A 450-nucleotide genomic window follows, 5' to 3' on the forward strand; every position below is an offset into this window, starting at 1 on the left:
CATCAAGACACCGACACGTGGCGCGCTGGCATCCAGCCTGTCGGGCGGCAACCAGCAGAAGATCGTCATCGGCAAATGGCTGGCGCACGGCGCCAAGCTGTTCATCTTCGACGAACCGACCGTCGGCGTCGATGTCGGCACCAAGGCCGAGATCTACCGCCTGTTCGGCGCGCTTTTGTCAAAGGGCGCCGGCATCATCCTGATCTCGTCCTATCTGCCGGAAGTCTATGAACTCGCCGATACGCTGCATGTGTTCCGGCGCGGCAAACTGGTGGCGACGCACGGTTTTCACGCCGCCAGCCACGAGGATATTCTCACTCAGGCGCTCGCCGAGAAACAAGAAAAGTTGGGAGGACAGATATGAGCACCGAGGCGATCGCCGTCGAAAAACCGAAGCGCAACTATAATGTCCTGTTCGGGCTGACGCTATTGGCGCTGCTGGTTCTGCTC

At 59.8% G+C, this 450-nt stretch carries 1 protein-coding gene; it reads left to right on the forward strand.

Features of this window, described 5'->3' with window-relative positions; all coding sequences use genetic code 11:
* A partial coding sequence (locus ENZ75_RS33990) for an ATP-binding cassette domain-containing protein (protein WP_164888291.1) occupies window positions 1–364 on the forward strand: 364 nt, incomplete at its 5' end.
* Window positions 365–450: the final 86 nt, after the last annotated feature.

The organism is Mesorhizobium sp. M7A.F.Ca.CA.002.04.1.1, from assembly GCF_004022805.1.
GTDB lineage: Bacteria > Pseudomonadota > Alphaproteobacteria > Rhizobiales > Rhizobiaceae > Mesorhizobium > Mesorhizobium ciceri.